This is a genomic window from Asticcacaulis sp. YBE204, assembly GCF_000495855.1.
Classification (GTDB): domain Bacteria; phylum Pseudomonadota; class Alphaproteobacteria; order Caulobacterales; family Caulobacteraceae; genus Asticcacaulis.
Genome location: NZ_AWGF01000003.1, coordinates 74,097 through 100,936, shown reverse-complemented (window position 1 = coordinate 100,936; position 26,840 = coordinate 74,097). Strand labels below are relative to the sequence as shown.

General features: G+C 61.9%; 20 protein-coding genes and 1 tRNA gene. 16 read left to right on the top strand and 5 right to left on the bottom strand.

Annotated features, from left to right (window positions below; all coding sequences use genetic code 11):
• Nucleotides 1-297 precede the first annotated feature (297 nt).
• The 10 genes from AEYBE204_RS26445 (at nt 298) to AEYBE204_RS40250 (ending at nt 12,508) form a co-directional block, all read left to right on the top strand.
• Nucleotides 298-3,540 (top strand): TonB-dependent receptor, encoded by a 3,243-nt coding sequence (locus AEYBE204_RS26445; protein WP_081724590.1) that lies wholly within the window; start codon nt 298-300, stop codon nt 3,538-3,540.
• Nucleotides 3,541-3,761: 221 nt separating this feature from the next.
• Entirely contained in the window at nt 3,762-4,130 is a 369-nt protein-coding gene (locus AEYBE204_RS26440) for a hypothetical protein (protein WP_023461450.1), read from the top strand.
• Between the two features lie 68 nt (nt 4,131-4,198).
• Entirely contained in the window at nt 4,199-4,969 is a 771-nt protein-coding gene (locus tag AEYBE204_RS26435; protein WP_023461449.1) for a TVP38/TMEM64 family protein, read from the top strand.
• A 328-nt stretch (nt 4,970-5,297) separates the two neighbouring features.
• Entirely contained in the window at nt 5,298-6,341 is a 1,044-nt protein-coding gene (locus AEYBE204_RS26430) for a rod shape-determining protein (RefSeq protein ID WP_023461448.1), read from the top strand.
• Nucleotides 6,342-6,491: 150 nt separating this feature from the next.
• Nucleotides 6,492-7,637: a rod shape-determining protein MreC gene (gene mreC / locus AEYBE204_RS26425; RefSeq protein ID WP_023461447.1), complete on the top strand. Its 1,146-nt coding sequence runs from the start codon at nt 6,492-6,494 to the stop codon at nt 7,635-7,637.
• Nucleotides 7,638-7,641: 4 nt separating this feature from the next.
• Nucleotides 7,642-8,262 carry a hypothetical protein gene (locus tag AEYBE204_RS0120015; protein WP_023461446.1) on the top strand — a complete coding sequence of 207 codons (621 nt, stop codon included), beginning with the start codon at nt 7,642-7,644 and terminating at the stop codon, nt 8,260-8,262.
• The gene (mrdA, locus tag AEYBE204_RS26420; RefSeq protein ID WP_023461445.1) at nt 8,259-10,241 is read left to right on the top strand and encodes a penicillin-binding protein 2; all 1,983 of its coding nucleotides are present in this window, start codon (nt 8,259-8,261) and stop codon (nt 10,239-10,241) included. The genes AEYBE204_RS0120015 and mrdA overlap by 4 nt, the downstream gene beginning before the upstream one ends.
• Nucleotides 10,242-10,248: 7 nt before the next feature.
• Complete coding sequence (rodA, locus tag AEYBE204_RS26415) at nt 10,249-11,412, top strand: rod shape-determining protein RodA (RefSeq protein WP_023461444.1); 1,164 nt, start codon at nt 10,249-10,251, stop codon at nt 11,410-11,412.
• Nucleotides 11,413-11,431: 19 nt separating this feature from the next.
• Entirely contained in the window at nt 11,432-11,989 is a 558-nt protein-coding gene (locus AEYBE204_RS26410) for a hypothetical protein (protein WP_023461443.1), read from the top strand.
• Between the two features lie 96 nt (nt 11,990-12,085).
• Nucleotides 12,086-12,508 (top strand): hypothetical protein, encoded by a 423-nt coding sequence (locus AEYBE204_RS40250; protein ID WP_155908278.1) that lies wholly within the window; start codon nt 12,086-12,088, stop codon nt 12,506-12,508.
• Here AEYBE204_RS40250 and cobB read toward each other — a convergent pair.
• From cobB to galA, 3 genes are all read right to left on the bottom strand, one after another.
• On the bottom strand, nt 12,505-13,215 hold the full coding sequence (gene cobB / locus AEYBE204_RS26405) for a Sir2 family NAD+-dependent deacetylase (protein ID WP_023461441.1): 711 nt from the start codon (nt 13,213-13,215) through the stop codon (nt 12,505-12,507). The two genes, AEYBE204_RS40250 and cobB, sit on opposite strands and share 4 nt — an antisense overlap.
• Complete coding sequence (ggt, locus tag AEYBE204_RS26400) at nt 13,212-14,930, bottom strand: gamma-glutamyltransferase (RefSeq protein WP_023461440.1); 1,719 nt, start codon at nt 14,928-14,930, stop codon at nt 13,212-13,214. Before ggt ends, cobB begins: the two co-directional genes overlap by 4 nt.
• Before the next feature lie 77 nt (nt 14,931-15,007).
• Nucleotides 15,008-17,509, bottom strand: a complete 2,502-nt coding sequence (gene galA, locus AEYBE204_RS26395) for a beta-galactosidase GalA (RefSeq protein ID WP_023461439.1) — start codon at nt 17,507-17,509, stop codon at nt 15,008-15,010.
• A gap of 177 nt (nt 17,510-17,686) precedes the next feature.
• Here galA and AEYBE204_RS39400 point away from each other — a divergent pair, with 177 nt between their 5' ends.
• The gene (locus AEYBE204_RS39400) at nt 17,687-19,540 is read left to right on the top strand and encodes a site-specific DNA-methyltransferase (protein ID WP_023461438.1); all 1,854 of its coding nucleotides are present in this window, start codon (nt 17,687-17,689) and stop codon (nt 19,538-19,540) included.
• Entirely contained in the window at nt 19,537-22,089 is a 2,553-nt protein-coding gene (locus tag AEYBE204_RS26380) for a DEAD/DEAH box helicase (protein WP_023461437.1), read from the top strand. The genes AEYBE204_RS39400 and AEYBE204_RS26380 overlap by 4 nt, the downstream gene beginning before the upstream one ends.
• A gap of 132 nt (nt 22,090-22,221) precedes the next feature.
• On the opposite strand, the gene AEYBE204_RS26375 is transcribed toward AEYBE204_RS26380, so the two are convergent.
• Both AEYBE204_RS26375 and AEYBE204_RS26370 read right to left on the bottom strand, forming a co-directional pair.
• Nucleotides 22,222-22,298 (bottom strand) — tRNA-Arg (locus AEYBE204_RS26375).
• A gap of 133 nt (nt 22,299-22,431) precedes the next feature.
• Entirely contained in the window at nt 22,432-23,739 is a 1,308-nt protein-coding gene (locus AEYBE204_RS26370) for an MFS transporter (RefSeq protein ID WP_023461436.1), read from the bottom strand.
• Nucleotides 23,740-23,914: 175 nt separating this feature from the next.
• Between AEYBE204_RS26370 and AEYBE204_RS26365 the strand changes: the two genes are divergently transcribed.
• From AEYBE204_RS26365 to AEYBE204_RS26350, 4 genes are read left to right on the top strand one after another with little or no spacing between them, the layout of a single operon-like run.
• Nucleotides 23,915-24,313 carry a hypothetical protein gene (locus AEYBE204_RS26365; RefSeq protein WP_023461435.1) on the top strand — a complete coding sequence of 133 codons (399 nt, stop codon included), beginning with the start codon at nt 23,915-23,917 and terminating at the stop codon, nt 24,311-24,313.
• Nucleotides 24,314-24,355: 42 nt separating this feature from the next.
• The gene (locus tag AEYBE204_RS26360) at nt 24,356-25,636 is read left to right on the top strand and encodes a DNA-directed DNA polymerase (RefSeq protein WP_031230051.1); all 1,281 of its coding nucleotides are present in this window, start codon (nt 24,356-24,358) and stop codon (nt 25,634-25,636) included.
• Nucleotides 25,637-25,692: 56 nt separating this feature from the next.
• Nucleotides 25,693-25,953, top strand: coding sequence for a hypothetical protein (locus tag AEYBE204_RS26355; RefSeq protein ID WP_023461433.1), 261 nt, complete (start codon nt 25,693-25,695; stop codon nt 25,951-25,953).
• 6 nt (nt 25,954-25,959) lie between these two features.
• A complete protein-coding gene (locus AEYBE204_RS26350; protein ID WP_023461432.1) occupies nt 25,960-26,814 on the top strand; it encodes a hypothetical protein in 855 nt (284 codons plus the stop codon).
• The last annotated feature ends 26 nt before the right edge of the window (nt 26,815-26,840 follow it).

Genomic DNA, 26,840 nt, shown 5'->3' with positions numbered 1-26,840 from the left:
GAAGTGTAGCTTGACGATTTCAAATTCGATCAATAATGATCACGGCTATCCGACAAGGTGTGTCAGCCTGAGGCCCGCATAAAAACAAGGGCCCTGGCAGGGGAGTGAAGTTAACCAGCGATTCTGAACAGGACGACCGTTGTGCCCCCGTTTGTGGTGTGCCGGTCGTGTGCGTTTCGTGACCTGCTTTTGCGGGCTGAGAACGTGCGCCCTGAGGGTCGCTGTCGCGTCCTTCCTGCATTTTGTGGGCAGTGCTTAGAGGCACGCCGCGCAGACGGCGTATTAGAGGGAATATAAATGCACACATTATCCAGAGGCGCCTTCGCCCGATATCTGATGAGCGGCACGGGGCTGGCCCTGATCGCTATTCTGGGCGCGTCCGGCATCGCCGAGGCGCAAACCGCGACACCGGCCAAAGGTGAAGAAGTCACCGACGTCGTCGTTGTCGGCGTCCGCAAGTCCGAACAGTCGGCCATTCAGCGCAAGAAGAAGGCCGCGACGACCCAGGATTCGATCGTCGCCGACGACGTGGCGCAATTCCCGGACAAGAACGTCGGCGAAGCCATTTCGCGCATCGCCGGGGTGGCGCTTGACCGTGCCGAAGACGGGGCGACCGGCGGCATCAGTATCCGCGGCATGGGTGCCGATCTGGTCCGCATCGAAGTCAACGGCATGTCGACGCTCGGCGCGGCATCGGCGGACGGGCGTTCGGCCAACCTGACCGACCTGTCGTCGGACCTCATCAAGAGCGTCGACGTGGTCAAGGGCCAGACGGCGGACATGACGTCCGGCGGCATCGGCGGCACGGTACGCATCGAGCAGCGCAACGGCCTCGACTTCAAGAAGCCTTACGTCCAGTTCAATCTGCAATACCAGCAGATGAGCCTGATCGACGGCTGGACGCCGCGCGCCACCATCGTCGCCTCGCGCAAGTTCCTCGACGGTCGTCTGGGCGTTCTGGTCAATTACAGCTACGACAAGACGGTCTACGGCGGCGATATCGCCCGCACCTCGAACAATCAGCAAGGCTATATCCAGACGGCCGACCTCGACGGTTCGGCGGAAAAGACCTATACCATCCCGGCGTCGTGGGACGCCGCCGCCGCCGCTGTCACCACCAAGGCAGGGTGTGCCGCCCTGTCGAACAGCACCTCGAACGGCGCCACCAACAGCCGCGCCAACTGCTATAACCAGTGGAACGACTACGTCCCGTCGCTGCCGCGCTACAGCCGCTGGCTGCGTTACGACACGCGTCAGTCCCTTCAGATCCGTCTCGACTACAAGGTCAACGACGCCCTGACGGTGTTCCTGAACTATAACCCGAACAAGATCGAACGTCGCCTGAACGACAACAATTTCAGCCTGACCGCGCCTGTAACCACGCTCGTCTCGACCGGTGTTGTGCAAACGACCATGACGAACATGACGTTCAGCGACAATCACTTCCTGATGTCGGCGGATATCGCCAATGCCGGCCTGACGACCCAGAACCGCGATTTCTCGGCGGAAACCGGTACGACCTATCTGCAAACCGGCTTCGACTACAAGAAAGACGGCTGGCTGATCACCGGTCGCTTCGGGCGCTCCTCGGCGGACTATCAGTCCGAATCGAACGTCATCTCCTATTCGATCTCGGGCATTTCCTCGATCTCGTGGAAGGTCGATCCGACCAACGGCCTGTGGACCTACACCCTGCCGTCGTCGGTAAACACCAGCAATCCGGCGCTCTATATGCCGGCGGCGGTGGCTCCGGCGGGCGTCGGCACGGCGCGCAACCCCTATTCGTCCAATGTGCGGATCGATTACACGCCCTATATGTCGGAAACGACCGAAGACGTGGCGCAGCTCGATTTCACCAAGACCTTCGAGTCGATGGGGCCGCTGCAAAGCATCAAGTTCGGCGTTCAGGCGCGCAAGTACCAGAACACGGCCTGGAGCGGCGTCGGCGCGGAGCTGGGCAACGGCGTCACCTTGCCGACCGCCATCCTTCAGGACAATTTCCGCACCTGCTACACCGCCTATGCCACGACGACCGTACCCTGCGTTTACGGCACGACCGCGGGGACGGGCACCAGCTCGCTGCGCAGCGTCTATACCCTGACGTCGGATCAGTACCTGTCGCTGGTCACCAATACTCTGATCGACCTGCCGGGCAAGGACTTCATGTCGGGCTATTCGAACCGCGGCTCGCTGCCGACGACGTGGACCTCGATCGACGTCAACAAGGCCTTCAGCATGATGAAGGACTGGTTCGGGCTCAACAACTACAACATGAACTGCCTCAAGTCCTGCACCGCCTCGGACGGCAAGGTCTACGAACAGCCCTACTATTCGGGTGAGGAATCGGCCCAGACCGCTTACCTGATGGGCAATTTCGAGCAACGCGTTCTGGGCATGGACGTGACCGGCAACCTCGGCGTTCGCTATAACAAGTGGAACGTCACCGGCACCACCTACGTCATCTTCCGGGACGCTGTGCCGACCGCAACGGCGACGGCGGGCGTCTACACCTATACCTACACGCTCAAGTCGACGGAAAAGCGTTCGGCGGATCGCAGCACCGAAGACGTCCTGCCCAGCTTCAACCTGGCCGTCTGGCCGATCGAAGACAAGCTGGCCGTCCGCTATTCGCTGGCCAAGGTCGCGGCCCGTCCCAGCATGACGCAGGTCACCGGCGGCGCGGTCATTACCTGTAACGAAATCGCCGCGCAGTATGAGCAGCTGACCGATGCCAACGGCGACGATATCGACTCGACCTGTTCCGGTCGCCTCGGCAATCCCGACTTGCAGGGTTACAAGGCGCGCACCACCAACCTGTCGCTGGAATGGTATCCGAACAAGGACACCCAACTGAGCTTCGGTGTCTTCCGCATCAATACCAGCGTCGGCGCGCCGATCGCCGTCACCTATTACAATATGGAGTATAACGGCAAGAAGTACGACATTCCGACCTATGCCGACGGTCCGGGCAGCATCACCGAAGGCTACGAAGTGGCGGCCCGCACGGCCTTCACCTACCTGCCGTGGAAGCTGCGTTACACCGGCGGTGGTTTCAACCTCGGCACATCGGAAGTTGCCGGCAGCTCGGTCGACAAGGACCCGCTGACGGGCCGCGATCTGCCGCTGCTGTCGCAGTCGAAATACTACTACAACATCAACCTGTGGTACGACGACGGTCGCCTCAACGCCCGTATCGCATGGCAGGCGCGTTCCGAATATCGCACCGGCTTCAGCGGCGTGCGTAACGCGGCAGGTCTGACGCCGCTTACCGGAACATCGGGCGCATCGGTCACCACCACCTTCTATCCGGGTTCGCCGATCTTCCGCCGGGCCACCGGTTATCTGGACGCCCGCGTCGCCTATAAGGTCAACCGCACGATCGAGCTGTTCTGGGAAGGCAAGAACCTGACGCGCGAAGTCATCAGCCGCGACAACTCGGACTATCTGAGCTTCAACGAGTCGGGTTCGATCCCCATCACCTACGACACGGCTGACAACGGCAGCCGCTTCTATATCGGCTTCCGCGCCAAGTTCGAATAGGTGTCCCTGTCGCGCATTTGAGTCCAAAACCCGCTACCCACGTTTTGGACGCGCTCGATCTCCTTAGCAAGAGAACCGCCTTGCCGCCGCCCCCTCCTCCGGGGCGGCGGTTTTTTGTTTGTGCCCAAACCGCTGAAGTGCAAGTCAGGCGAGGTGACAAAACACGCTGTGTCCGTTAAGCGTTATGCTCGCCGAAAGTCTAAAAGAGGGGGTGACGGGCTATGATGCGGAAATCCATGACATGCCTTTTATTGGTGATGGGAATATCGTCGTTCGGGGCCTCGTTTGCCGAGGCTCGGAAGGGTGAGGCCATCTATGAGGAAATCGTTGCCGTGGCGCAGTCGCTGAATCCTCATACAGAAGCCCTGTCCGAGGAGACGGCAAGAAAAGATACGCCAGCGGGATGTCGTGAAATTCGTGCCATGCGCCTGAAGATAATGCGCATGTATGAGCTTATGCTGGAGGCAAAGACGGCTGACCCGGCTTTTTATAAATCACGTCTTGGCGGCGATGCTGGGCTCGAACAAATGGCAGGCTTTCTTGCGAAGACGGAGGACGGCCTGGCGAAAAAATGTGCGGGCGTGGAGTAGCGAGTCTTGCACATCCGTTACATCTCTTGTCTTGATTTCAGCACACGCGAGAGGCACATATCGCGGCGATGACCGACGCACCCGACCCTTCCGACGCGCAAAGCAAACCGCCCGCCCAAATACCCCTGTGGCGGCGCGGCTACGACTTCCTCGTCGAGATGGACTCCAAGACCATGCGCGCCATCTGGGTGACGCTGGCCCTGTTCGCCATGATCGGCGTCATCTTCCTGATCGGCAAGACAGACTTCGGCCATGAGGTCACCCACGAATTCGAAGCCTGGATGGCCGAATACCGCGACTCGCCGTGGGGTATTTTCATCGTCATCGCCGTCTTTACCCTGTCGGCCTTTATCGGCGCGCCGCAGTTCGTCCTGATCGCCGCCTGCGTCGTGGCCTTCGGGCCGTGGTGGGGCTTCGTCTATTCGTGGGTCGCGACCATCGTGTCGGGGGCCGTGACCTTCTATGTCGGGCGACTGGTCGGCGCAGAGACCTTTGCCAAGATCGGCGGCGGCCATATGCAGCGCCTGTCGGAATATATCGGCAAGAACGCGTTCTCGGCCTCGTTCATCGTGCGCAACGTGCCGTCGGCCCCCTTCATCATCGTCAATATGGCGTTCGGCGTGTCGCGGGCGCCGTTCGTCGGTTTCATGCTCGGCATGGGGCTGGGGTCGATCCCCAAAACGGCGCTGGTCGCCATTTTCGGCACCTTCTTCACGCGGGTGACCGAAGGCGGCGACTGGAAAGGGACGCTGCTGATCGCCGTGATCGGACTCCTGTGGCTGGGGCTGGTCGTGGCCGCACGGCACCTGATCGCCAAATGGCAGGAACGCCGGAATTAACCGTCTAAGTCATTTAAGGACAAGGTTTTGCCGCATTTGCGATCATTTCGCAAACAGGCGCGCAAGGGCGATGACATTTTGTGTGATCGTACGCTGTCCCGAAGGGTAATTTCAATACGAATCAATAGCTTGTTTTTTTCCCCAAGGGGTTGAATCCAAGTTTTTTACCCATAGTCGTCTTGGGGCCTTGAAATTGACTCCAGATAAGGGCAAGTGGGGTTTTTCCGTACAGTCCGGGCTTGGATACGAAGGGCGTTGCCTGTACGAACCGCCGTATGCCGGACCGTCCGGCGCCCCAAAGACAGAATTTCTCAATCGGTAGTGCCCAATGTTAAAGCCCTTTTTCGGCAGCTTCTCCAACGACATCGCGATCGACCTCGGCACCGCTAACACGCTGGTCTATCAGAAGGGGCGCGGCATCGTACTCAACGAGCCGTCGGTGGTGGCGCTGCGCAACGTCGGCGGCCGCAAGGTCGTTCACGCCGTGGGCATAGAGGCCAAGCAGATGCTGGGTCGGACGCCGGGCCACATGGAAGCCATCCGCCCGATGCGCGACGGGGTCATCGCCGACTTCGAAGTCGCCGAGGAAATGATCAAGTACTTCATCCGCAAGGTGCATAACCGCAAGGGTTTCGTGAACCCCAAGGTCATCGTCTGCGTACCGTCGGGCGCCACCGCCGTCGAGCGCCGCGCCATCAACGACTCGTGCCTCAACGCCGGCGCGCGCCGCGTCGGCCTGCTGCCCGAGCCTATGGCGGCCGCCATAGGCGCCGGCCTGCCGATCCATGAGCCGACCGGCTCGATGGTCGTCGATATCGGCGGCGGCACCACCGAAGTGGCCGTCCTGTCGCTGTCGGGCGTGGTGTACGCCAAGTCGGTCCGCGTCGGTGGCGACAAGATGGACGAAGCCATCACCAACTTCATGCGCCGCAACCACAACCTGCTGATCGGCGAAACGACTGCCGAACGCATCAAGAAGGACATCGGCACCGCCCGCGTCCCGCACGACGGCGAAGGCCTGGCCATCGAAGTCAAGGGCCGCGACCTGATGCAGGGCGTGCCGCGCGAAGTCCGCATCAGCGAGCGTCAGGCCGCCGAAGCCCTGGCCGAACCGGTCGCCCAGATCATCGAGGCCGTCAAGGTCGCGCTGGAAGCCACGCCGCCGGAACTGGCCGCCGATATCGCCGACAAGGGCATCATGCTCACCGGCGGCGGCGCGCTGCTGCGCGGCCTCGACTCGGAAATCCGCGATCAGACCGGCCTGCCGGTGACCATCGCCGAAGACCCGCTGTCGTGCGTCGCCATCGGCTGCGGCAAGGTGCTGGAGCATCCGCGCTGGATGAAGGGCATTCTCGACTCGACTATGTTCTGAGCCGTGACCGGCTCGGGGATGTTCTGAGGCATCGTCCAGCGGTTTTAGCGCCGTCATTCAATTGACGAAAATGTCCTTGATATTGGTGGTCGGAAACCTGCAATATCGAGTCTGTAATAAGAGTCTGGGTGGGCTCTTGAGGAAACCGGCGTGTCATACGGGGATAACCAGCCATTCGAGAACCTCAAGCTCCCGCTGACCTGGGGGGTGATGATCATCGTCGCCGGGGTCTGCGTGGTCGGCGCCCTGATGTTTCTCGGCGACAAGCGCGGCGGTCTGGATGCGGCGTCCTATGGCAATCGCGGCGGCTTCGACGGCGTGGCGGCCAAAAGCAACAACCTGCTTTCGACCCCGGCGCACGTGGTCGGCGACGGGGCCAACTGGCTCGACGACTATTTCTTCGCCGCCGATGAAAACCGCATCCTGAAAAAGAAGGTCGCGGAGCTGGAGAAGTACCGCGACTCCTATATTCAGGCCAAGGAACTCAACCGCCGTTACGAGGTACTGCTCAACCTGCGCACCGAACCGGCGGTCGACACGGTGACGGCGCGCTCGGTGTCCGTGTCGCGCGGGCCGTTCAACAACAACCGCCTGATCGATGCGGGCGCGTCCAAGAAGATCAGGTTCGGCAACCCCGTGATCAACGAACACGGTCTCGTCGGGCGCATCGTGGGGGTCAGCCCGGACGTCAGCCGCGTCCTGATGGTCACCGACGTGGTCAGCCGCATCCCGGTCATGGTTGCCCGCTCCGACGCCCGCGCCATGATGGTCGGCGACGGCGGTGGTTTCCCGCGCCTCGAATTCGTGCGCGGTGGCAAGGACGTCCTGAAAAAAGGCGATCAGATCCTGACTTCCGGCGACGGCGGTATCTTCCCGCGCGGCCTGCCCGTGGGCGAAGCGCGGCGCGGTGTCGACGGCGTGTGGCGCGTCGACCTCTATACCAACCGCGCCCCCATCGACATCGTCAAGGTGCTGAAATTCGAGGATTTCTCGCAACTGCCGCGCGCCGACGAAGTCCTGCGCACGCCGCTGGTCACCGATGTCCTGCCGCCCCCGCCGCCGGTAAAGATCACGGGGATCGGGTCGAGCGCCTCGGCCTCCAGCGCCGCCGCGCCGGGTGTGACGCCGGTCAATAATGGCGCGTCGTCCTCTGCCTCGTCGTCGTCGCAACAGGCACCCGTCAATCGCCCGAAGCCGCGCCCGGTGACCAACGCCGCCGCGTCGTCGTCGGCCAGCAATCCGGCCCCGCCGCCACCGCCCGCTGAGACCTCGGCCAGCGCGGCCAGCGGAGGCTAGGACCGTGCTCCAGAGCCGAAACAACACCAGCCGCACGCGCCGGGGCAACCAGAGCGCCCTGCGTCGCGCGCGTCTGGCCAAGGCGGTGTTCGACAAACGCCCGCCGCGCCGGACCAGCGGCGGCCGCACGATCGGGCCGCAGGACTGGCTGCTGATCCCGGCGGTGCTGTGCGTCGTCGCGACCTTTATTCTGGCCACCGACATTCCGTTGCCATTCGGCTGGGACCTGCCGGAGCCGGTGTGGCCGATGGTTCTGGCCTTCAGCTGGCCGCTGATCCGCCCCAGCTATATCGCGCCGCTGCTGCTGGCCGGGCTCGGCTTTTTCCTCGACTATTTCTGGGGCGCACCGCTCGGCTTCTACGTCCTGTGCCTGATGGCGGTATACGGAGCGACACTTCTGATCCGCAGCTATATCGTCGGTCAGGACCTGTGGGTCGTGACGGTCGCCTACGGGCTGGCGGTGCTGCTGTTCTTCACCCTGGGCACGATCCTGACCGTCATCGATACGGGTATGGTGCCGCGCCTGATCAGCGTCTTCGAGCAGATGCTGGCGACCGGGGTGCTGGTTTTCTTCGTCCACGCCCTGCTTGAGCGCTTCCTGCACGCCGATGTGAGGTTCACGTGAGCGAACCTTCCATCTTTTTCGAGGACGTCAACGAGAAGCAGGGGACGTTTCACCGCCGCATCTTCCTGATGGGCGGGCTGACGGCGCTCGGCATATTTGCTTTGCAGGGGCAACTGGCCCTGCTGCAACTGGTGCAGGGCGGAAAGTACAAGAAGCTGTCGGCGGCCAATCAGTTCAATTTCCGCATCCTGCCGCCGCCACGTGGGCAAATTCTCGACCGCAACGGCAATGTCATCGCCGGCAACCGCCCCAGCTTCCGTGTGCTTTTGATCCGCAACGAAATCGAAGACCTCGATCAGACGCTGGACCAGATTTCCTACGTCCTGCCGCAGACCGAGGCCAATCGCCGCCGCATCGTGCGCGACGTCAGCCAGTCGCAGCGCTTCGTGCCGACGGTGGTGGCGTCGGACCTCAGCTGGGAAGACTTTTCGCGCGTCAATCTCTACGCCTCCGAAATCCCCGGCGTGCAGGCGGTGATGGACGAAATCCGCGTCTATCATTACGGCGGGGCGTTTGCCCACGTCGTCGGTTACGTGTCCAAGGTGTCGGAAAAGGACGTCAAGGCCGAGGGTGAAAACCCCGACTCGCTGCTGCTCCACCCCAGCTTCCGCATCGGCAAACAGGGTGTGGAAAAGGCGTTTGAGAAGCAACTGCGCGGCGTCGCGGGCGCTCAGAAGATCGAGGTCAATGCCCGCGGCAATATCGTCGCCGAAGACCCCAACGGCACCAAGCCGCCGACGCCGGGCGAGGACATCACCCTGACGCTCGATGCCGAGATTCAGGCGCGCGCGTTAGAGGTCTTCGAGCAGGATTCCGGCAGTGCCGTCATGCTCGACATCCATACCGGCGAAATCCTGTGCATGACCTCGGCCCCGGCCTTCGATCCCAACCTGTTCGTGTCGGGCATCTCCAGCAAGGCCTATCGCCTGCTGGCCGATTACGAGCGCCTGCCTTTGCTCGACAAGGCCATCGGCTCGACCTTCGCGCCCGGCTCGACCTTCAAGATGAACACGGCGCTGGCGCTGCTGGCCGCCGGGGTGACGGCGGAAGAGCGCGTCCATTGCCCCGGTTCCTACCGCTTCGGCAACCGCACCTTCTATTGCCACAAGAAGAGCGGCCACGGGTCGGTGGATATGCGCCACGCCCTGAAATATTCGTGTGACGTCTATTTCTACCATATGTGCAACCGTGCCGGCGTCGACCGCATCCACGACACCGCGCACAAGCTGGGTCTGGGCGAACTGTTCGATCTTGAGATCGCCGGCGAAAAGAAGGGATTGGTGCCCACGACAGAGTGGAAGCGCACCTATTTCGACGGAAGTTCCCGCCTGCGTCCGAAGGATCCGAAATGGCATCCGGGTGAGACCCTGTCGGTGGCTATCGGGCAAGGTTACACCAACGTTTCAGCCCTGCAACTGGCCGTCTATACGGCGCGCATCGCCAATGGTGGCAAGGCGGTGACGCCGCACCTGATCAAGAAAATCGGTGCGGTGGACAAGAACGTTGTCTTCAAACCGATCGATATTCCGGCTGAACATCTTCAGGTCGTGCGCGAAGGTATGTATATGGTGTCGAACGACGCCGACGGCACGGCCTATCGCAATTCCCAGCTCAATCTCGGCGACATCAAACTGTGCGGCAAGACCGGTACGGCGCAGGTCCATTCCTACGACAACGCCAAGACGCGTAAGGCCAGCATCTGGAAGTTCAAGGACCACGGCCTGTTCGTCTGCTACGCGCCCGCCGATAATCCGAAATACGCCCTGGCCGTGGTGCTGGAGCACGGGGTCGGCGGCGCGGCCTTCGCGGCGCCCAAGGCGCGCGAGATCATGAAGGTGGCGCTGCTCAAGGACCCCGCCATGCAGGCGCGCATCGTGCGACCCGTGCCGGTCGAAGACGCCGCCGCCGCTGCCGCCGGACCGGTACCCGACATCGTCGATGTGCCGAACCCCGACCCCACCATTCCACCTGCCGATTGAGGACATCATGGCCGAAAGCGCAATGACCCGGCGGGGCGAACGCGAACGTTACGATGTCAAACTGCTTCAGGTCGACTGGGGCTTCGCGTTGGTCCTGTCGCTGATCGCCGGGATCGGGGCGCTGGTGCTCTACAGCGTCGGCGGCATGTCGTGGGAGCCGTGGGCCTATAACCACCTGCTGCGCTTCGGCCTGTGCTTCGTGCTGATGATCGCGCTGTCGCTGGTCGATCTGCGCTGGTGGCTGCAACTGTGCTACCCGGCCTATGCCATTTCGCTGCTCTTGCTGGTGGCGGTCGAGCTGTTCGGCGAGGTCAAGATGGGCGCCCAGCGCTGGCTCGACATCGGCATCACCGACATCCAGCCGTCCGAATTCATGAAGCTGGCCATCGTCATGGCGCTGGCGCGCTGGTACCACGAAGCGGGGATCAAGGACGCTACCCTGTCGTGGAAATTGATCATCCCGCTGTCGATGATTCTGGTGCCGGTGCTGCTGGTGGCGCACCAGCCGGATCTGGGGACGGCCATGCTGATCCTGTTGACGGGCGTGACGGTGATGGTCGTGGCGGGCCTCGACTGGCGCATCATCGGGGCCGCGGCCGCCGCCGCCGCCGTGGCCATTCCGTTCTTCGTCATCTTCGTCATGCACGACTATCAGCGCGACCGCGTCCTGACCTTCCTCAATCCGGAAGCCGATCCGTCGGGGGCAGGGTATCACATCCTGCAATCGAAGATCGCCATGGGCTCCGGCGGCTTTTTAGGCAAGGGGCTGGGGCTGGGGTCGCAGTCGCAACTGAGCTTCCTGCCGGAAAAGCACACCGACTTCATTCTGGCGGCGGTGTGCGAGGAACTGGGCTTCGTCGGCGGGTTTACGGTGTTTGCGCTCTATGCGGCAGCGATCTATATGGCGCTGCGCATCGCCACCTTGTCGCACAGCCACTTCGGACGGCTGGCGGCGGCGGGGACGACCGCCACCTTCGCGCTCTATGTGCTGATCAACGGGGCGATGGTCATGGGACTGGCCCCCGTCGTCGGCGTGCCGCAGCCGCTTTTGTCGTTCGGCGGCTCGGTTATGATGACGGTGATGATCGGCTTCGGTCTGGTCATGGGCGTCAAGGTCCACCGCTATCAGGAACTGCCGCGGTCGCAGTCCTTCTTCGCGCAGTTTGAATAGGTTGGTCGAGCAGGTCGTTATGGAGTTTGAGGAACTGATCGAACTGGCGCGCGACTCCTATGTCGGGCAGTTCGTAAATTTTGCCGACACGCAGTTGAAGGCCTATCCGGAGGGGACGCCGGAAATCAAGGTCATGGTCGCCGAGGACTCCGGTCTTTATCGCGGCCTGTACTGTGCCGACTTCATCACCGTCGATCCGGAAGAGTCGGAATCGCCGCGCATTATCGAACTGGCCCCCGAAGAAGAGGTGACCTTTGAACCGATCGAGGTGACTCTGGGCGAAATGGAGATGACGGTTGAGGCCTTAAGCTGGCACGACATGAACCTGACGCTGGCCGACGCGCCCATGCCGCACGAAGGCGGCGGCGTACAGGGGATCGAGGCGTGGTTCGAGACCTGGTTCGACCCGGACGACGTCAATGTCGATCTCGATTCACGCTTTTCCGGCCATATCCATTCGCTGATCATCGACGGGGACAATCTGCACGTCGATTTCGGTACGGCTCCGGTTCAGGCCCTGATCGACCTGCTGCTGCTGATCGAGATGAACGGCTGCACGGGCGTGAAGGTGTTTTGAATCACAGGAGGAAAAAGGTGTAACTATACCCAAGGCTTTTTGTATTTTTAACGCCTGAAGTTGTATCCGTGACGTCTGCTGAGTCGGGGGATGCACGTGGTCAAGTTTTCAAACATAGTTATAAATTTGGTAGTGTCGCTTGCGGTTGCGGGCTGCTCACCTGGTCAGTCTTCCGGCGTTGCGGAAAAGGCCGGTATTGCAGGTAAATGGGCATCAGCGTCGAAAGGTTGTAAAGGCGAACAATCTTTTGAAATTTCTGGCAGCCGGATCAGTTTGATCACGGCAAATGGCACGGCTCATAAGTACATATATTTTAAAATAGCAGAATTGTCGCAGACAGGTTCCGAAGGAAAAATGCGGGCGAAGTCCAGCATGGAAAACGATGCGTATTTTATAGAATTTAACAGATCAAAAATGATGACGTACAAATATGTCGGCGAAAAGGGAGAGGTCTACGAAAAGGCCAGTACACCTGACGCACCGGTCCTTAAGGTACTGACCTTAATCAGATGTGATTAGGATAGTAACTGTTCGACGAACGCCGGAACGACCTCGGTCGCCGGGCCGTAGATCTTCTCATCGAACAAACTCTGGCCCTGCGAGGGTTCGAGGTTCAACTCCACCGTATGCGCTCCGGCCCGGCGGGCCTCCTGAACGAACCCGGCAGCGGGATAGACATTGCCCGACGTGCCGATGGAGATAAACAGGCCGCAGCCCGACAGGGCGTCGTAGATGCGGTCCATCTCGAACGGCATTTCTCCGAACCAGACGATATCAGGTCGCAAACCGCTTTCACCGAACGGCGAAGGCGTGTCGATCAGCATATCGCCCGACCAGTCGCAACTCTTGCCGGTTTCGACACAGCGCGCCCTGAGCAGTTCCCCGTGCATATGGATCAGGCCGAAGCCGCGTTTTGGCACAACATTCCGATGCGCCCGGTCGTGCAGGTCATCGACATTTTGCGTTACCAGCAGCACGTCGCCATCATACGCCGCCGACAGCCGCGCCAGAGCCTCATGCGCGGCATTGGGGGCGACGTCTTTCAACTGCGCCCGGCGTTGATTGTAGAAGTCGTGCACCAGCACCGGATTGGCGTCGAAGCCTTCCGGCGTGGCGACGGCTTCGACGCGGTGGCCGCACCACAGACCGTCAGACGCGCGAAACGTCGGCACGCCCGATTCCGCCGAAATCCCCGCCCCCGTCAGGATGACGATGCTTGGTCTCATTCGCCCACCAGCACCACGCCCTCGCGGCGCGGATCGGCCCCGCCATCGATCTTACCCTCGCGGAACATGACACCATGCAGGCCGGAGTTTTCGCCGGTGACTTCCTGAATCGTATAGCCCATGCCCTTCAGCCCTTGCAGAATTTCCGGCTTCATCAGAGGCGCTTCGATGCGGATGGCGTCGCCGCGCGCCACGACATTGGGCAAAGCGATGGCGTCGGCCATCGGCAAGCCCCAATCGAGGACGCCCACCAGCGCCTTGAGGTTATAGGACAGGATCGAGGTGCCACCGGGCGAACCCACCATGCCGATGAAGTTCTTGTTCTTGTCGAAGATCAGCACCGGGGCCATCGACGAGCGCGGGCGCTTGCCGCCTTCGACGGCATTGGCGACTTTTTGCCCGTCCTTCGTCACCGGGGTGAAGGAGAAGTCGGTCAACTGATTATTGAGGAAAAACCCTCCGACCATGCGCCCGGTGCCGAAGATGCTCTCGACCGTCGTCGTCATCGACACGGCGTTACCGTAGCGGTCGCGGATGACCATGTGCGTCGTCCCGGCAGGCTCATGCGTATTGTCTTTTGCCCACACCACCGCCTTCGATGGCACGCCAAAGGTCGGCGCGGGCGAGGCCTTGCCGATGGTGATCAGAGCGACGCGGGTTTTGATATAGGCCGGATCGCGCAGGGCTTTCACGGGGACGTCGACGAAGTCGTCGTCGGCCAGATACTGATCGCGGTCAGCGTACATCAGGCGCTCTGCCTCGATGATTACCTGCCAGCCGCGGGCGTCGTTGGCGTAGTCGCTCATCGGGAAAGCCTCGATGATCTTCAGTGCCTGCAACAGCGACACGGCGGACGACGGCGGCGGCGGGACGCAGATGATATAGACGCGGTAGGTGTCGCAGACCGCTTCGCCCTGTTTCGGGAAATAGGTCTTGAAATCGTCGGGTTGCAGGTCGCCGGGCAGGGGGCCTTGGTGCGTTTTCGCAATGATGGCATCGACCAAAGCGCCTTCGTGGAAGATGACCGCGCCCTTGTCGGCCAAGGTCCGCACGGTCTGCGCATAGGCCGGGTTTTTCAGCCGCTCACCTGTTTTTTTCCAGCCGCCATTGCCATCGCCGAAATAGGCAATGACGTCGGGGGTCTGGCTTTGCGGGAAGGCAGCCGACGCCAGATAGTTGCCCAGACGCGGCGAGATGATGAAGCCTTCGTCGGCGAGCGTCTCTGCGGAACCGAACAGGTCTTTCCACTTGAGTTTGCCGTGTTCGGCGTGGGCCATTTCCAGCATCAGGACGGCGCCGGGAACACCTGTGGCGCGGCCCGACACGACGGCCTCGTTGAACGGCAGGGGCGTGCCGTCGGCCTTGAGGAACAGCTTGCCGGTCGCCGATTTCGGGGCGGTTTCGCGGCCATTATAGGCGGTGGTCTTGCCGGTCTTGTGGTCGTAATAGACCATGAAGGCCCCGCCGCCGAGGCCGGAACTTTGCGGCTCGACCAACCCCAGCACCGCCTGTACTGCGACGGCGGCGTCGATGGCCGTGCCGCCGTTTTCCAGTATGTCCATACCCGCCTTGGCCGCCAGCGGATTGGCGGCGGCGACCACCGGCTTGAACGCCGCCGGTTCGGACTTTGGGGTCAGGGTCGCGCAGCCGCTCAGGCCCAGCACCAGCAGGGCGGAGGCGAACAGGCGGCGCGTCAGGAAGGCGGGGGAGCGCATGGCGGCCTCGTTTTAAAACTCGATCAGGTGCAATATAGGCGCCCCCGCTGCCGGGGCAAATAAAAACCCCGCCCTGATTATTTATAAGACGCCGCAAGGCCGATCGTCGCCGAACGCAGACCTGCCGCAGAGGCCGTGACCCGAATGGCGCCGGCGCTGCGCCCGGTCTGCACGATCGCCTGCGCCAGACCGTTGAACAGCTTGCGCTGCGAGGCCTTGTCCGCCTCGTGACTGGTCGGATTGCCGTTGCCGACCCCGATGATGAGCGCGGCGTTCGTGCCCGCGTCGCTGACCTCGAAGGTGACCAGATGACCGGCGCGCGGCACCGGACGGCCTTTGGCGTCGAAGGCCTCGACCTTGAGGACCGCGACATCTTGCCCGTCGGCCCAAAGCGCGGTGCGGTCAGCGGTCAGCACCAGCTTCGCCGCCGGGCCCGCCGTTTCGCGCGTCTGCTTCATCACGACCTTGCCGTTTTTATAGCCAAAGGCCTGAATCTTCCCCGGTTGATAAACGACGTCCCATTCGAGATGGCGATTCTTCACCACGTCCTTTTTGCCCGCCGACTTGCCGTTGACGAACAGCTCGACCGCATCAAGGTTCGAATGGACCCAGACGGGGATGGTCTGACCTTCCTTGCCTTCCCAGTTCCAGTGCGGGAACAGGTGCAGCAAGGGCTCGGCCTTCCACCAGGCGCGGTAATAGTAATAGTTGTCCTTCGGAAAGCCGCAGGTGTCCATAATGCCGAAATGCGAGGAAATCGACGGCCAGCGCGGATAGGGCGTCGGCTCGCCGCGGTAATCAAAGCCGGTCCAGATAAAGCCGCCCGCAATAAAGGCCTTCTCGTCGAACAGAGGCCAGTAGGCCTCCGCCGTCGAGGCCCACCACGGGTGTTCGGTGTCGTAGGCGCGGACATAGGCTTTGTCGCGGTCGGTGACGTATTCACCGCGCGTCGAGACGGTCGAACCGGTTTCCGAACCGTAGATCGGGATATTGGGGAAGTCGGCGTGGAACTTTTCCATCTGGCCGTGCCGGTAGTTGAAGCCCAGCACGTCGACGACCGAGGTGATGCCCTTGCCGTAGGAATTGTCGAGCGCTGCCGTCACCGGACGCGTCGGATCGAGGCGCTTGCACAGGGCCTTCATGGTTTTGGCCACCGCTATGCCGCGTTCGGTGCCTTGCAGGGGCTCCTCGTTGCATATCGACCAGGCGATGACCGAAGGGTGGTTGCGGTCGCGGCGGATCATCGCCTCAAGCTGATAGAGCCCCTCTTCAGAGGATGACATCTTGCGCGTCTCGTCGATGACCAGAATGCCCAGCCGGTCGCAGGCCATCAGCACTTCGGGGGTGGGCGGATTGTGCGAGCAGCGATAGGCGTTGGAACCCATCTCCTTCAGGCGTTCCAGCCGCCAGATTTGCAGGGCATCGGGGATGGCCGCGCCGACACCGGCATGGTCCTGATGGTTGTTGGTGCCCTTGAGCTTGACCGGTTTGTCGTTGAGGAAGAAGCCTTTTTCGGCGTCGAAGCGGATATCGCGCAGGCCGAACCAGGTGATCTGGGTATCGATCACCTTCTCACCTTCGAGGAGAGTTGTTTCCAACCGATAGAGATACGGATCTTCCAGTGACCACAGGTTCGGCGCATCGATTCTCAGGGACTGTCCAACCGTGTCGGTTTGGTTGGCGTCCAGAGAAATATTCCCGGTACTACCGGTAAAATCCAGTTTTCCAGCTCTAGCCGTGCTGTGCGAGACGGTAATCGTTCTTGGTGAGTCTGCCGCATTGCGCACCGTGGTGACGATCTCGACCGTGCCGTCAGTTTGGCCGCGCACCCAGACGCCCCATTGCGGAATATGCACGGCATTGGCCTTGACCAGCCAGACATGGCGGTAGATGCCCGCGCCCTCATAGAACCAGCCTTCGCCCTGCGTGGCGTCGACGCGAACGACCAGAATGTTCGGCTTGTCGTCGGTATTGATGAAGTCGGTGATATCGACGCTGAACGAGGTATAGCCGCTCTCCTGCCGTTTCAGGATAAAGCCGTTGAGCATGACCACGCAGTCGCGGAACACGCCGTCGAACTCGATCCACAGGCGCTTTCCCTTATCCGCGGGTGAGACCGGCACCTCGGTGCGATACCAGCCGATGGAGGTTTCGGGAAAGTTACGACCGATGGGCTTATAACCGTGGTCCGACGGCGGATCGCGGTCGTCCGGCTTTTGCGGTGTGTAGTCGGGATTGTTGACGAAGGGCAGTTCCACCGCCCAGTCGTGCGGCAGGTCCAGCTTTCGCCACGCGGAATCGTCGTAATCGGCGGTCAGGCATTCGGCGACATTGGCACCCTGTTTGGCGTGGGTTGCTTGATTGGCGCCGTACTTGAAATCCTTTTTCAGGTCGGTCGCATGGCCGAAGTGGAACCGCCAGTCGAAATCGAGGCTGATCCGTTCGCGCGGGCCCAGGTCGTCTTCGGGGAGCAGTTTGGCGGCGGGGGCAACGCTGTTCGCCGCGACGGCGGGGGCCGCGACAACGGCTCCGGCAATGGCGGCGCTTTGCAGCAAATGGCGGCGGTTCAGGCTGGTCATGGCGGTCCCTGTCTCTGTTTTCATTATCGTACAAATAAACACGCCCAAGCTTCAAGCGAAACCGAAACCCTTCGATAGCGCAAGCGATTGATTGCAATCTTTGGGCGATTGGCTTGTCAAATCATCTAAAAGTTGATTAATCTTGAAATACAAGATCGGGACGTGAGGGGTGGGGACGTGGCGGATACATCGACGGACATAAAGGCGCGCACCTACGACCACCTGTCGCCTGACGAACTGATCGCGTTGCTGGAACGGCGCGACCGCGACCGGGCGCGCATCGGTCTGAACTGGGCGCCGGACAAGGCCGAACGCGATCAGGCCTTCAACGACGATTTCGTCACTTTGCGGCTGGATGAAGCCCTGTGCGAGGGTGCGTCGCCGTGGGCGAACCTCGTCATCGAGGGGGATAATTTCGACGCCTTGCGCTGGCTGCGCATGACGATGAAGGGGCAGGTGAAATGTATCTTCGTCGATCCGCCCTACAATACCGGCGGCGAATCCTGGGCCTATAACGACCGTTATCTCGATCCCGGCGAAAGCGGTTTCGGCTTCACGACGTGGCTGGAGTTCCTGCACCGGCGGTTTGTTCTGGCGCGCGACCTGCTGACCGAAGACGGCGTGATCCTTGTCAATATCAATGACGAGAACCGGGCCCTGCTGGAACTGATGCTGGATCAGACCCTGCCGCGGATGAAGATCGGCAGCCTTGTCTGGCGCTCGCGCACGGGCGGCAACGATACCGAAGGGCCGTTCCTCTCGGTCAATCACGAGCACGTGCTGGTCTATGCCAATCCCGGTTTCCGCTTTGGGGGTACGGAAAAGACGTTCGAGATGTACCGGTTATATGACGCTGTCCGAAAGGATAACTATCGGCTCGATAACCTGACCCAACCGAAGAGTTATCAGGAACGACCTAACGCTTTTTATCCGCTGCGTGACCCTGAAACCGGCATCTATTACCCCGCCAACCCCAGTAATGTCTGGCGCTATGCCAGCCGGGAATTCGGTAAGGCCGATCAGAAGGTCAAAACCGCGGTCATGGAAGACTGGATTGACAAGGGCCAGATTCATTTTCCAGTGAATCAACAAACCGCCGTCTGGACCACCAAAGCCGATTTGCTGGCCGCCATAGCTTCCGGCGATGTGCCTAAATCCGGGGCGACGGTGAAAATCTGGGCCGATATGCCGGACCTCGATTTCTGGGTCGGCAAGACGGTGGGCTTCGGTACGCCCGCCTTCAAACGCTACAAAGGCGATCTGAAAAACGAAACCCAACCTCTATCGTCATGGATCACGCCGACCTCGGAGAGCCAGACGCGCGGCACCGACAACACCATCGTCAGCGGCACCAATGACGAGGGGACCAAGGCGCTGAAAGCCCTGTTCGGGGCCAAGGTCTTCAACTACCCCAAGCCCCTGTCGCTGATCCGCGAACTGATCCGGCAGGCGACCAGCCCCGGCGATACGGTACTCGATTTCTTCGCCGGATCGGCGACTACGGCCCACGCGGTGATCGACCTCAATACGGAAAATCAGGGCGACCGTCGCTTCATCATGGTCAGCCACGACGAGGCGACCGAGGCCGACCGTGACCGCAATATCTGCCGCGATGTCACGGCGCAGCGCATCCGTTTGCTCAATCACTCCGCGCGGGCGTTGGATAAAGGATCGGTCGCGCCGTTTGCCTATCTGCGCACGCATCGACGGCCCATCGATGAGTTGCACGACGAGGGCGTGCTGACCGGCGAAGACATCTGGTTGTCGGTGCAGGCGATCCACAGCTTGCCGCTGATCCCGTGGGGGGCGACGCAACCGGTGCAAACACACGAGATCGACGCTGTGCGCGTGCTTTACGTCCACGATCTGTCGGTCAGCGGGGCGATGAGCGCACTGGAGAAAGCCGCCGCCGATCCGCGTCCGCTGCATCTCTATACGTGGACGCCCGCCTTGGCGCGCGATGCGCTGTATGGCGTCGAGGCCGAGATCCACCGACTGCCTGCCGCCCTGACCGACCGGTTCGCCGTATGAGCCCGCCGTTCGTCACCGAATCCGCCACCGACCACGTCCCGCGCACTACGCGCCGCAGTCCGGTCGTCCTCGCGCCCTATCAGGTCCGCGCGGTGGAAACCCTCGCCGCCGAAATCGGCAAGACCCAGCGCGAAATCGCCTATGCGCCGTTAAGACGGTTCGACATCGCCCGCGAACACGGCGTCAGCCTGCTGACCGCGCCGACCGGCTCCGGCAAGACCCTGATTCTCGGCCGCACACTGGAGGCCCTGACGCTGGAGGCCGCCTCCATCGCCGCCGGGTTCAGGGGCACGATCTGGTTCTGGTTCGCGCCCTATGCGGGGCTGGTCACCCAGACGCAGACCGCTTTGCGCAAGGACTGCACCGGCTTGAAGCCGTGCGATATCATGGCCGACCGCGAACCCTCGGCGCGGCGTCCCGGCGACGTCTATGTGACGACCTGGGCCTCGGTCGCTACAAGTAACCGCGAGGCGCGCCGCCTGCGTCGCAGCGGCGAACGCAGTCTGTCGCTCGACGACCTGATCGCGCAACTGCGCGAAGACGGCTGGTTCATCGGTTGCATCATCGACGAGGCCCACGTCAATTTCGGCATGAACGCCAAGAGCGCCGCCAGCTTCTATCTGGAGCATCTGCGCCCGGACATCACACTGCTGGCCACGGCGACGCCGAAGGATCGCGAGCTTTCGACCTTTATGAAAAGCGCCGGTTTGGGACCACCCAACCGCATCGAAATCGCTCGCGACGAAGTGGTCCGCGCGGGTCTGAACAAGCGAGGGCTGGTTGCCGCCGCCCTGCTGCTCAATGAGAGCCAGCGCGCCGCCATCGACGCCGATGCGACGCTGCTGCGCGCGGCGTGGGTCCATCACCTCAAGGTCAAGGCGCGGCTGCGCGAGCGCGGCATCACCCTAACGCCGCTGCTGCTGGTGCAGATCGAAAATCAGAAGGAGAAAGGGCCGGACCCGGTGCGGGCCGTCGCCGACCTCCTGCGTCAGGTCGGCGTGCCGGACGACGTCATCCGCACCCATACTTCGGGCAGCCCCGACCCGGCTTTCCACAGTCTGGCCTATGACGAGGACTGCGAGGTGCTGATCTTCAAAGTCGCCGCCGCCACGGGCTTCGACGCCCCGCGCGCCTGGACCCTGGCCAGCCTGCGCCCCAGTCTGTCGCCGGAGTTCGGCTTGCAGGTGGTGGGCCGCATCATGCGCGTCCATCCGCGGGTCCGGCCGATCCACGGGCAGGATATGCTGCTCGACCGGGCGCAGGTCTTTATCGGTGACCCCCGCCGGCAGGGCGGCCTCGAAGCCGCCGCCGCGACGCTGAATGCCCTGCGGTCGGGGATCGAAACCCTCAGCGACCAGATTTCGATCTTCGCCTACGGGGATACGAACGTCGCGCCGGGAACGCCACCGATCATTCCTGAGGCCGCGCCGGATCGTTTAACCGCCAGCGTGACGACAGCGGAGACCCTGACCGTTGCACTTGAAGCCGAATACGAACGGCAAATCGTACAGGAAAATACCTCGCCGTTCGACCTCGACCTGTTCGGTGCGCCGTTGCCAGAGCCGATACGCCGTGAGGGCGACCGCGAACCTAAGCCGGGCCATCGGTTTTATGATCTGCGCCGCGATCTGGGTATGCCGTTGCGGCTGAAGACCGAGCGGATGCCCGAACCGGCGGAGCTACCGCATCTGGCGCGCGCCGCCGCCGAAGCCTTCGAGATCGACGACCGGGTCATCGCCTTGCTGCACGAAAAGGGCGTGGCGGCGGAACTGCGGCTGAAAGAGCTGCTTCTGTCGCAGCAGGAGCGCACCGAGGCCATCACCGCCCTGCTGTCACCGGCGAAGCTGGCCCGCGCCGCGCAAGGGGCGTTTAATTTCAACGAGAACATCGACCCGCGCCAGTTCCGCGCGCGGCTGATCGAACGCTTTGCCGAGGCGATGGAGACCCGTGGCGATTTCGGCATCGACCGGTCGCGGTTGGGGCGGGTGATCGATCAGATCGCGGTTTATGATCAGGACCGCATCCGCCGCGCCCTGCGTACCGCTCAGAGCCGCCAGGCCAAAAGCATCGACGCCGAACCGCTGCCCGCGCAGATGGAGGATCGCGAAGGCCTGTTCGAGGCGCTAAAGGCGGCCTACGGCGTGTTTCCGTCGAGGATGAACCGCCCGGAACAGGTCTTCGCTCAGTTTATCGATACCGCGCCGGGGGTGAAATGGTGGTTGCGCAATGGCGATCATCCGGCGTGGGGTTGGCCGGTCAGCATCGTGCTGGCGACGGGGCGGCGCTTCTTTCCCGACTTCGTCATCGCCGTCGAAGGCCGTAGGGCGCTCGATACGATACGGCTGGTCGAGGTCAAGGACGATGGGGTCGAGGGTCCGCTCAATTCACAGCTCAACCAGACCAAGGTTCTGACGGGGCACGTTGATTATCTCGACGTGCTGTGGGTGACCAAATCGGACAGCGAAAGCCGGATCGAACGCCTGTCCTATTCCGAAGACCAGCGCCGCATCGTGGCGCGCGGCCACCTGAGCGAGGCCGACCTGTGCTGATCAGGCGGGAACCAAGGGTGACCGGCGACCTGTAAACCAAACTGTAAAACGACTGTAAATCGGCCCGAAGATCTCAGGATTTCAGGCAAGAAAAAAGGCCCCGAAGGACCTGATTTCATTCAGAAAAGCGGATGGCGCACTCGAAGAGATTCGAACTCCTGACCCTCAGATTCGTAGTCTGATGCTCTATCCAGCTGAGCTACGAGTGCGTACCATTTCCGTGTCTCGCCTCATTGAGAAGCCTCAGCGGCGGCGAGGGCGGACAATTAGTCTTTTCGATTTTCAAACGCAAGGCCCAAAACCAAGTTTTCCCCTGTTTTTGCGTTTTTTTGTAAAAACCCCTTATTCGGTGTCTGCCGCCAGCCGTCGTTCGACCTTTTCCACCTTGAGCGCCAGAAGTGCCGCCGGGAAACACATCAGCGCCCCGAACCACAGAGGGCCATCCGGGCCGATCAGGCTGAACAAAAAGCCGGCAATGACCGGACCGGCAATGCGGGCTGTGGCCCCCGTGGCCATGTTGAGACCCAGCATGGCACCTTGTCGGTCGGGCGGGGTGGCCTTGGAGATCAGGGCCGAGATCGAGGCAAAAATAACCGCCTGACCCAGCGTCGCGAACATGACCAGCGGCGTGATCAGGAACGGCAACCGGTTGATGCCTTGCAGCAAAAAGCCCAACCCGAAGACAATCAGCCCCATCGCCAGTACGCGGGCCTCGCCATAGCGACGCACAAGCGGACGGGTGAGGACCATCTGCATCAGGGCCGCGGTGACTCCGATAAACAGGAAGATCAGGCTGATTTCGTGGGCGTGCCAGTTATAGCGCGCCTTGGCCCACAAGCCGAAAGTCGCTTCAAGCCCGGCAAAGGCCGCCATGTAACACAGGGTGGCCAGGATGACGCGGCTGATGACGGGGTTTCTGCGCGCCTGAGCGAAGGTTTCACGAAATTTTTCCGGCGGCGCCATGGTGCGTGTACGCTGACGGCTTTCCTTGACAAAGAAGAGCACGCCCAGCGTCGCGACTGCCGACAGACCGGCGGCGACGAATAACGGCAACTGAAACCCGGCCATGCCGGCGTCTTCGTGGACCAGCACCCCGCCGATGACGGGGCCGACCACGAAACCCAGCGAAAAGGCCGCGCCGATCAGGCTCATGCGCGAGGCGCGCTGATGCGGCTCGGACATGTCCGACACATAGGATTGGATGCACGACACGTTACCGGAGCCTATGCCGTTGAAGAAACGGATCAGGATCGCCCACCAGATATTCGGCGAAAAGGCCAGCAATATATAGAACAGGACGTTGGAGGCGACCGTGATGACCATAACCGGTTTGCGGCCCCACTTGTCCGACAGGCTACCCCACAGCGGTTCGGCGAAAAATTGCCCCAGCGAATAGGCGGCGAACATCAGGGTCACCTGCCAGGCGTCGGCCTGAAGTTGCTGAGCGAAGAACGGCAACAGCGGCACGAGCAGGCCGAAACCCACCAGATTGATGAAGACGACGCCGAACATGACGCTCAGCGCGCTGTTGTCCTGAATGGCGGATTTTATGGAGGTTTTCTTGGCTTTTATCGTCTTTGGCGCGGGCTCGGTGTCCGAAGTTTCGGCGTCCGGTTCCGGCGTGTGCGGCTGGGGCTGGGTGACTGACATCTGACCCCTATAGTCCATTTGTGTGCGATTGCGAACGATAGATTTCGGGGGCAGGCGAAAGTCACGCAGTTGTTAAGGTCACGTGTCTCCGCGCACCCCCAAGCAGAGATTGTCAGGCGATAGTTCAGTATGATACCGCTTTTGTTTCCGGAAATTTACACTGAGGATTAAGACGATGCGGGTTTCGATAAAGGGCGTGGTGGTATTGGGGCTGGCGATGGCCGGGTTGGCGGCGTGTGCGACGGCACCGTTGCGGGCAGCGCCGGAAAGCTTTGTCGGACAGGGTTCGGCAGCGGTCCTGGCCTCGTGGGGCAAGCCCGACTCGACGGTCGCGGGCGAAGGCGGCGCCGAGGTTTGGACCTATAAGCGCGAGATCAGCAAGGCGACGACGTCCAGCAATATCGACCGCACCGAGCAGAGCGAGGAGCTTTCGACCGGTTCGCGCCTCAAATCGTCGGGCAGCGGCACCAAGGTCAGCAAGGACAATATCAAGCTGACCTGCGAAACGCGCTTTACCGTCGCGGGCGGACAGGTCACGGCGGGCGTCAGCGAAGGCGATGGCTGCATCAAATAAGGTGACTTGACTTCTTAAATTTGTTCTTGTTATGTTCTGAATATGCAAAAGGCAGATTCAGGACATGACGGGGACGACGGGGGTGGCCTGAAATGGCTGTACCTCGACATGAACGCCTTTTTTGCCAGTTGCGAGCAGCAGATGCGACCGGAACTGCGGCGTCGGCCCTTGATCGTCGTGCCGGTGAAAAGCGCCTATACCTGCGCCATTGCCGCCAGTGCCGAAGCCAAGGCACTGGGAATCAAAACCGGCACGCAGGTTGCTCTGGCGCGGCAGATGTGTCCGGGTCTGGTGGAGATCGAAGCGCGGCCGGACCTCTATGTCGATATCCATCATCGCATCCTCGGTGTGGTCGACACGGTCATTCCGGTGGACAAGGTGTGCTCCATCGATGAGGTCGCCTGCCGCCTGATGGGGCCGCAGCGGCACGAGGCGGCGGCGCGGGCGCTGAGCCATCGCATCCAGACGCGCATTCTGGAGCGGGTCGGCGAATGCCTGACCGCCTCGATCGGGATTGCGCCGTCGCGCATGCTGGCCAAGACGGCCGCCGACATGATGAAGCCGCTGGGGATGACGGTCCTGCGCATGGATACCCTGCCGGGAGCACTGCTCGACCTCGATGTCGGCGATTTTCCCGGCATCGGGACGGCGATGAAGGGGCGGCTGTTCAAAGCCGGGATTTCGGAGGTGCGGCAACTCTGGCACCTCAGTCCGTCGCGGTTGCGGCAGCTGTGGGGCGGTATCGGCGGCGATAATTTCTGGTATTCTCTGCACGGGATCGATCCGCCGGAAACCGTCACCGAGCGCCATTCGATCAGCCATTCGCACGTTCTGGCGTCGGAACTGCGTCCGGTGGAGGCCGCCCGACCCGTGGCGCGACGGTTGACGGTCAAGTGCGGGACGCGGCTGCGGCGAATGGGATTCAAATGCGGCGGGCTGCATCTGTCGATTCGCGGCGTTCAGTCCGGTCGCGCCCAGGCCGAAAGGGTGTTTCCGGCGACGTCGGATACGTTTCGTCTGCTGGAAGCCATAGACGACATGTGGAGGCAATGCGCCCGGACGCTGAACCAGCCGCGCATCCAGAAGGTGTCGGTCACCTGCCTGAAGATGATCCCGGCGGATACGCCACCGGACCTGTTCGGCTACAGTCCGGCGGTTCAGGAGGACGGGCGGCACATGAAGCTGCTCAAGGCGCTGGACGGGTTGAACGAGCGCTTTGGCAAGGATCGCGTCAGTATCGGCCCGCGCCCGAAACTGCACGATTTCGTCGGCGCCAAGATCGCCTTCAATCGCGTACCGGAGGTCGAGGAGTTCTGGGAGTAGGTGCATTGCAAAAAGAAGGACTTCTCAAGGTCGTATGCGCCGGTTATAGCTAGGGTATGAACGACAAGGTCTTCTATTCCGTCGCCGCGCTGATCGCGCTGGGCATGATTACCCTCAGCCTCGTCTGGCCGCAGGGGCTGGGCGTCCGCTCGCCTGCGCCGTTCGGTCATGAGATCGAGCTGCCCGATCAGGTACGCGCCGAACGTGAAAAGGCCGAGCGCAAGGAAAAGCGTCACGCCGAGGAAGCCGCCGAGCGCGCCGCCCGCGCTCAGGCGCAAAGCGAAGGCGATGCGGCCTCTGCGGTTCCCGCCAACTAAACGCGAATGCTATCTGTCCTGATCTTCGGCTACGGCTTCATTGGCGCGGCCTTTGCCGATCTGTGCCGGAAGCAGGGCTATGCCCTCAGCGCCACGGCCCGCGATGCGGAAAAACGCGCTATCCTGACCGCGCAGGGCGTTGTCGCCATCGATCCGATGGACACTCAGGCCCTGACCGTCGCCGCCCATAACGCCGATGCGATCCTGATCACGCCTGCGCCGGACGATGGCGGCTGTCCGGGCTTTGCCGTCTTGTCAAATGCGCTCACGACACTGCCGCGCAAATGGATCGGTTATCTGTCCACCACCGGCGTTTATGGCGACCGGGCCGGCGGCTGGGCCTTCGAGGATCAGGCCCCGACGCCGTTATCCACAGAAGGTCGCCGCCGCGTTGTGGCCGAATCGCAGTGGCGGGGCTTGCCGCATAATGTCGCTGTATTCCGCCTGCCAGGACTGTACGGCGTGGGGCGCAGCGTTATCGAGCGCCTGAGGGCCGGCACGGCACGCCGCATCCACAAGCCGGGACAGGTCTTTTCGCGGCTCTACGATACCGATTGCGCCGACGCCCTGATGCGCAGTCTGGACCGGCCACGGGCGGGCGCGATCTATAATCTGTGCGACGATGAACCCGCCCCGGCGGACGAGGTCATGGTCTGGGCGGCGCGGACCTACGGTTTCGACGTGCCGCCGGAAATTGTCTTCGACGATCCGGCCCTAAGCCCCGGCATGAAGCGCTTCTACGCCGAGAACAAGCGCGTCTCGAACGCTCGCGCCAAGGCCGAACTGGGCTGGCGGCCACAATACCCGACCTATCGTGAGGGGCTGACCGAGGTATGGCGCATCATGGTGGCGCGCACTTAATCCAAAAACCGCTTGGCACTTTTTGG

Coding starts and splice junctions, on each gene's coding strand:
- galA (WP_023461439.1), bottom strand. CDS start 17,509: ATGACCAGCCTGAACCGCCGCCATTTGCTGCAAAGCGCCGCCATTGCC.
- AEYBE204_RS26365 (WP_023461435.1), top strand. CDS start 23,915: ATGCGGGTTTCGATAAAGGGCGTGGTGGTATTGGGGCTGGCGATGGCC.
- AEYBE204_RS26410 (WP_023461443.1), top strand. CDS start 11,432: ATGGAGTTTGAGGAACTGATCGAACTGGCGCGCGACTCCTATGTCGGG.
- AEYBE204_RS26435 (WP_023461449.1), top strand. CDS start 4,199: ATGACCGACGCACCCGACCCTTCCGACGCGCAAAGCAAACCGCCCGCC.
- AEYBE204_RS26355 (WP_023461433.1), top strand. CDS start 25,693: ATGAACGACAAGGTCTTCTATTCCGTCGCCGCGCTGATCGCGCTGGGC.
- AEYBE204_RS26430 (WP_023461448.1), top strand. CDS start 5,298: ATGTTAAAGCCCTTTTTCGGCAGCTTCTCCAACGACATCGCGATCGAC.
- AEYBE204_RS26440 (WP_023461450.1), top strand. CDS start 3,762: ATGATGCGGAAATCCATGACATGCCTTTTATTGGTGATGGGAATATCG.
- AEYBE204_RS26360 (WP_031230051.1), top strand. CDS start 24,356: ATGCAAAAGGCAGATTCAGGACATGACGGGGACGACGGGGGTGGCCTG.
- cobB (WP_023461441.1), bottom strand. CDS start 13,215: ATGAGACCAAGCATCGTCATCCTGACGGGGGCGGGGATTTCGGCGGAA.
- ggt (WP_023461440.1), bottom strand. CDS start 14,930: ATGCGCTCCCCCGCCTTCCTGACGCGCCGCCTGTTCGCCTCCGCCCTG.
- AEYBE204_RS26445 (WP_081724590.1), top strand. CDS start 298: ATGCACACATTATCCAGAGGCGCCTTCGCCCGATATCTGATGAGCGGC.
- AEYBE204_RS26380 (WP_023461437.1), top strand. CDS start 19,537: ATGAGCCCGCCGTTCGTCACCGAATCCGCCACCGACCACGTCCCGCGC.
- AEYBE204_RS26370 (WP_023461436.1), bottom strand. CDS start 23,739: ATGTCAGTCACCCAGCCCCAGCCGCACACGCCGGAACCGGACGCCGAA.
- AEYBE204_RS26350 (WP_023461432.1), top strand. CDS start 25,960: ATGCTATCTGTCCTGATCTTCGGCTACGGCTTCATTGGCGCGGCCTTT.
- rodA (WP_023461444.1), top strand. CDS start 10,249: ATGGCCGAAAGCGCAATGACCCGGCGGGGCGAACGCGAACGTTACGAT.